The sequence below is a fragment of the Acinetobacter sp. YH12076 genome (genome assembly GCF_013419525.1).
In the GTDB taxonomy this organism is placed as follows: domain Bacteria; phylum Pseudomonadota; class Gammaproteobacteria; order Pseudomonadales; family Moraxellaceae; genus Acinetobacter; species Acinetobacter amyesii.
This window is the reverse complement of record NZ_VOZY01000035.1, coordinates 1-5,560: the sequence shown is the minus strand read 5'-3', so window position 1 is coordinate 5,560 and position 5,560 is coordinate 1. Positions and strand designations below refer to the sequence as shown.

Here is a 5,560-nt window from a genome sequence, read left to right as displayed (position 1 = left end):
CTGTTGCGTGTGCTGCATATAGATCAGGGGAAAAATTGAAAGATGAACGCTATGGAAAAGAGCAGGATTACACGAAGAAAACAGGCATAGAATTTAAAAATATCTATGCGCCTGAAAACACCAAAAAAGAATTATTAGATCGGGAAACGCTTTGGAATACGGTCGAAACCATTGAAACTAGAAAAAACTCTCAATTATCAAGAGAATTTGAAGTTGCATTTCCTTGTGAATTAAACCAAGAACAACGAGAGAAGATGCTCAATGAGCTATGCGGAAAAATTGTAGAACGTCATAAGGTCGTTGTTGATGCAGTCATTCATGCCCCACATACCGCAGGCGGAAGTGATGACCGCAACTATCACGCCCACATCATGCTCACTACACGCAGCATTAACCAACAAGGCGACCTTGATAAAAAAACGAGAGAATTTAACGACAACGGCAAACAAGAAGTCGAACACTGGAGACAACAGTTTGCGGAACTCTGCAATCAATTTCTTGAACAGGTTGGCAGCCATGAGCGTGTCGATCACCGCAGCTACAAAGAGCAAGGTTTAGATTTAGAAGCCACACAGCATGAGGGTTCTACAATTACCCAACTTCGCAGACAGGGCAAGGACACTGAAATCAGTTTAAGTAACGATGCGATTAAGGCTAGAAATACAGAACGCCAATTAATTAAAGGACTTGAGCAAGAAATTTTAGCCACAGAACGCCTTGTTCATGACTTGGAACAGACCAGGGAAAATTTAGACCAGGAACAACGCCAAAAAGAAAAAGACCAGGAACAACGTTCCCCTGAAGAATTAACCAAAATTGCATATAGCGTTATTTCGCAATATAACGACGCTATAGCCACAGAAGCGAAAAACATAGCGTCATCTATCCAAAAAACAGAAATCGAGCAAATAAACGCTGTTTTGGAGCAAATAGAGCTATCTAAAAGCGATATTAAACACCAAAAAGAAGAACTAGGAAAAAGACCCCTGTTTTTTGGCGGAAAATGGGATACAGCAAATGCTGAAATTCAGAAGCAGTTGAACCAGCTGGAAGAACAAGAACGAGAATTGAGGAATAACTCCCCTCGATTTGAGCCTGAACGCTATACAGATCGGGCAAAACTGACTGTAAACAAGGCTAATCCAAACCTAAAAGCTAAATATGACCGAGCAAGAAATTATCTTGAGCGAGAACAACAACGGAAGTTAGCCGAACAGGAAAAACGAAAACAAGAAGCCAAAGCCATACAAGAACAAGAAAAACAGGCATTTTTTGCACGTAAAGCCTTGCGTGAACAAGGTAAGCATGAAGAAGCCAACAAGATGCTTGAAGCCGAAAAGCGGAATAGACCACGTTCAAGATAGGTATATCTATGGTGCAAAATATATGATTTTGCACCATAGATATACCTATTCTTTTTGGTGTTTATTAAAATTATCTAAACAATACATGGTTTTACAGAGCGAGTGTCTACGAGCGAACTAGCAATATTCGACCCTCGACCCTCTGAAAAACCGCTTTTAAATGACTTGAACCCTAGAAAATCTATATTTTCATGTTGAAATCTGCACCTAGACCGAGCGAAGCGAGCATAAAGCCTTATGAGCGAAGCGAATTCATAGTTGCTTTTGCTTTTAGATTTCACAAACAGGATTAACCGAAAAATTGCCCCTCGAAGCGAGCTTGCGAGCTTCAATAAAGTACGAGCTTTAGCGAGTACATAGGGCAATTTTGACCCCTCCCCTCTTTTTTAATTTTTTTATTTTTTTTAATTTTTAGGGTGACTGAAATCCTTATATAGCAATGGTTTCAGACTTTATATAGCAACGTTTATCTTGCAATATAGCAACGTTTATCTTGCAATATAGCAACGTTTATCTTGCAATATAGCAACGTTTATCTTGCATATTACAACATTGTTATATAATGTTGCTATAACAACAAAATTCGAATAAGTTGCTATGTATGAAAAAAGACCTAGTCGTTAAGGATAATGCGCTGATCAATGCCAGTTATAATTTAGACCTTGCAGAACAACGCCTAATCCTTTTAGCAATACTGGAGGCGAGGGAGTCTAATATCCCTAGTGACCGTGATTTAACTATCCATGCAGAAAGCTACATTAACCATTTCAATGTCCATAGAAACACCGCCTACAAAGTCTTAAAGGATGCTTGCAAAAACTTGTTTGAGCGTCGCTTTAGTTACCAAAAATTAACGGCTAAAGGCAATCTTGAGAATGTTATGAGCCGATGGGTACAGCGTGTGTCCTATGTTGAAAATGAAGCCCTTGTCCGTATCAGGTTTTCAGATGATGTTGTGCCACTGATCACCAACCTAGAGAAGCATTTCACCAGTTATGAACTGGAGCAGGTAAGTAGCCTAACGAGTGCCTATGCCATACGTTTATATGAACTACTAATTGCATGGCGTAGCACTGGGAAAGTATCAATGCTTGAAACTAAGGAATTGAGGTCAAGACTTGGTGTATTGGACACAGAGCATCAACGGATGGAATCGTTTAAAAGACGAGTATTAGAGCCTGCTATTCAACAAATTAACGACCATACCGACATTAAGGCAGAATACGAGCAACATAAGCGAGGACGTTCAATCATTGGGTTTTCATTCAGCTTTAAACAGAAATCCAAGCCTAAAACAATCAACCATGAACGAGATCCAAGCACGGTTGATATGTTCTGCAACTTGTCAGACAGTCAGATAAATACTTATAGCTCAGTATTGTCTAAAGTCCACAGTATCAGCGACCTAGCAGGGAATAAGGACTATCAAGCATTTGCAATATGGATTGCCAATATTTTACGTGACCCGTCCAGTGTGCGAGAAGAAACGGCAAAACGCATATTCAAGGCATTGCGAACAGAAACAGATTTTAAAGGTTAAATGGGAGTATTACTAATGACTGATTTATCAAAACTAAGTGAAACCGAGCTATTAGCTATCTGGAATAAAGATAATTTTGGACTGAAAGGTCAACTATACAAACTAGAACAAGAGTACATCGAAGCCAAAGAAATATTGGATAACTGGCAGAATAAAGACCACCCACTTTATGAACGTCATCAAAGTTGTGTGGATGGTCTTATTACAAGGATTGAGCGTATAAAACAACAACTAAACAAATGCGAATAATCAGAAAAAATCTGTCTCGCCCTATGAGATAGTGTTTTCATCCTGATTGCTTTTAGATCGTTTTGACCGTAGCTCGTTTGCTTTATTCATCATCGAGCCAGCCATACGTCCACCAGTCGTAGAACCACTTAAACGACTACCAAGGTCACTTTTTAAAGCAGAACTCATATTCATGGCCATATTACCAGCCATAAAACCAGCTTTACCCATTGCACTCGATGGGCCTGTGCCAGTTGCTTGAGCCGTTTTAAGCTGTTCACTTGCCAACGCTCCAGCGCCTTTTGTAGCCATAGACGCACCAGCTGCACCAGCAGCAGCGCCAGCTGTCGCAGCAGCCACAGCACGTAGGGCAGAAGTTAAAGCAGCACCACTTCCAATAGATGAACCGTTAATCACACCTTGGAGCATATCAGGCACAATTTTGGTTAATGCCAGCAGTACCACACTACAGCCAATCATACCGACCAAACTTACATTGTCTTCAACATTAAAGCCCGTAGCCCACTCTTGGATAAAAGTAAGTCCAAGACCTGCAATCAATTGTAAGATAAATATTTTTGCACCGACTGAAACAGCATATTGAATAGTTTTCAAGGCATAGTCTTTCGTCCATTGCGAACCTGCAAACCCCATCATTAAGACACTAGCTGACACCACGATATACATTTCAACCAACGCCAAAACCAAGAACGCACAAATCAAGGCAAATGCAATCATGATAATGATTGAAGCAATCAGCATCCCCAATGAATCAATAGGCGACCAAGCACTTACCGAGTTTAAAATCTCTTGGACGATCTTCCAGCCGTTCACAAAAAAATCTGAGGGTGTAAGCAGACTGTAGCCACTGGCGGTAGATGCAGCCTGCCTGAAGCTATTTACAATCGCTTCAGCGAACGTTGCTGAGTTCATCAAAAGCCATGACATAAAGCCAGAATCAAAAAATTATTATGTGATCAGATTTCTTTTCTGCTCAAACTGCTCTTCAATTTTTGAACTCAAAAAATTGACAATAGGCTGCAAAGCATAATGCTCCTCTTGCCAATTTTGTTTGCCGATTTCCCCTCTATATTCCTGTATAAGTCGCTGCAATACGAATTTCTGCTCATCAGAAAGCTGAGACATAACCCATCGTGCAGCATTGTCTTTTGAAGCAATATCCTTCATCACTAAACTAAAATAGATCCGGCATAAAGCTAAAATCTGGTTTCTTTCATCTGCATCCTCATCCCAATGCGCTACAATTTCGGGATAAGTGTCAGACATTGCTTGCCATAGTTCTTGATCAGAAATTTCAGGTGCCCATTGGTTTAAAGCTGGCCCAAATAAAACTGTATGATGAGATCTCGCTTTTCTAAGCAATATACTAATATCTGGGTCTTTCTGTGAGCTCAATATTCCACCTTCTTTAAGCTCTTCACGCAGCCATTCACCAAATTGCATTTCATAACTTAAAGGATAAATTCCAGACTGAATCTCATCTTTTAATAAAATAGTAACTTCTAATGGCCTTTGTAATTCCCCAACAGGCTGTGAAATTTTTAGTAATTCTTGTGCAAGCTGCTCACGTAAAGCAGAAGTTAATGGTTGAGTGACCACGACCAGTACATCAAGATCACTTTCTGGCCCTAAACCACCGTCAACAGCTGAACCATAAAGATAAATTGCAAATAATGATTCCGCTAAAAGCTGCTGTAATTTTTCTTGTAGATATTCTAACTGAATTAAATCAGGCATCACTCACTCCTTTAATGGAAGATTAAATAATTCTCTATCTCGATTTTCGGTTAAGTATTTATCGAGTTGAGCCATTAACTTTTCATGAGCAACAGTGTCATTTTCGACGATTTTTAACATACAAGAGCCGATTAAAATCTTACGTCTTGTATCATTCTTTCGTTCTAACTCTTTTTGCTTAGAACGTTCACGAGCTACAGCAGCTTGTTTTTGAGCTTTTAACTGTTTTAACCGCTCTTGTTGCTTAGAAATTTGTTGTTCCAATGACTCAATTTTCATCTTTAACATACCTTTCAAATAGAGGAAATCCCCCTAAATCATAAGCGCACTTGAACATTGCTTTCAAGTTGCTATATGATTGTTGTGGGTTTTCCCGAAGGGCGCACTTTCCCAAACTAAAGTTTGGAGTGCGTAAGGGGACACCCCTTAACCCCGAAAAAAAATTTTCAATTTTTTTTTAAAAACACTTGTCAATGGGACTTTACATCGTGGCTATTTTTCACTTTTCAGTAAAAAATATTAGTCGATCAGATGGTCGAAGTGCTGTTGCGTGTGCTGCATATAGATCAGGGGAAAAATTGAAAGATGAACGCTATGGAAAAGAGCAGGATTACACGAAGAAAACAGGCATAGAATTTAAAAATATCTATGCGCCTGAAAACACCAAAAA

At 39.5% G+C, this 5,560-nt stretch carries 7 protein-coding genes; 4 read left to right on the top strand and 3 right to left on the bottom strand.

The features are described 5' to 3' along the window. The 3 genes from mobQ to FTU22_RS16160 form a co-directional block, all read left to right on the top strand. A partial coding sequence (gene mobQ / locus FTU22_RS16170) for a MobQ family relaxase (protein WP_180095454.1) occupies window positions 1-1,364 on the top strand: 1,364 nt, incomplete at its 5' end. 601 nt (window positions 1,365-1,965) lie between these two features. Then, window positions 1,966-2,904 (top strand): replication initiation protein RepM, encoded by a 939-nt coding sequence (gene repM, locus FTU22_RS16165; RefSeq protein WP_065996348.1) that lies wholly within the window; start codon window positions 1,966-1,968, stop codon window positions 2,902-2,904. Window positions 2,905-2,919: 15 nt separating this feature from the next. Beyond that, window positions 2,920-3,153, top strand: coding sequence for a hypothetical protein (locus tag FTU22_RS16160; RefSeq protein ID WP_065996352.1), 234 nt, complete (start codon window positions 2,920-2,922; stop codon window positions 3,151-3,153). A 21-nt stretch (window positions 3,154-3,174) separates the two neighbouring features. Here FTU22_RS16160 and trbL read toward each other — a convergent pair whose 3' ends face one another. The 3 genes from trbL to FTU22_RS16145 are packed head-to-tail and all read right to left on the bottom strand — an operon-like array spanning window position 3,175 to window position 5,169. Next, window positions 3,175-4,080 (bottom strand): P-type conjugative transfer protein TrbL, encoded by a 906-nt coding sequence (trbL, locus tag FTU22_RS16155; protein ID WP_204832353.1) that lies wholly within the window; start codon window positions 4,078-4,080, stop codon window positions 3,175-3,177. Window positions 4,081-4,101: 21 nt separating this feature from the next. Next, window positions 4,102-4,890, bottom strand: coding sequence for an ANT(3'')-II family aminoglycoside nucleotidyltransferase (locus tag FTU22_RS16150; RefSeq protein ID WP_005071978.1), 789 nt, complete (start codon window positions 4,888-4,890; stop codon window positions 4,102-4,104). A 3-nt stretch (window positions 4,891-4,893) separates the two neighbouring features. Next, window positions 4,894-5,169 carry a hypothetical protein gene (locus tag FTU22_RS16145; protein WP_004919011.1) on the bottom strand — a complete coding sequence of 92 codons (276 nt, stop codon included), beginning with the start codon at window positions 5,167-5,169 and terminating at the stop codon, window positions 4,894-4,896. Between the two features lie 209 nt (window positions 5,170-5,378). Between FTU22_RS16145 and FTU22_RS16140 the strand changes: the two genes are divergently transcribed. Beyond that, the coding region (locus FTU22_RS16140; RefSeq protein WP_180095451.1) for a MobA/MobL family protein at window positions 5,379-5,560 on the top strand (182 nt) is incomplete at its 3' end.

Excerpts from the sequence above, each read along its gene's own strand:
- FTU22_RS16145 (WP_004919011.1), bottom strand. The coding sequence starts at position 5,169 with ATGAAAATTGAGTCATTGGAACAACAAATTTCTAAGCAACAAGAGCGG.
- trbL (WP_204832353.1), bottom strand. The coding sequence starts at position 4,080 with ATGTCATGGCTTTTGATGAACTCAGCAACGTTCGCTGAAGCGATTGTA.
- FTU22_RS16160 (WP_065996352.1), top strand. The coding sequence starts at position 2,920 with ATGACTGATTTATCAAAACTAAGTGAAACCGAGCTATTAGCTATCTGG.
- repM (WP_065996348.1), top strand. The coding sequence starts at position 1,966 with ATGAAAAAAGACCTAGTCGTTAAGGATAATGCGCTGATCAATGCCAGT.
- FTU22_RS16150 (WP_005071978.1), bottom strand. The coding sequence starts at position 4,890 with ATGCCTGATTTAATTCAGTTAGAATATCTACAAGAAAAATTACAGCAG.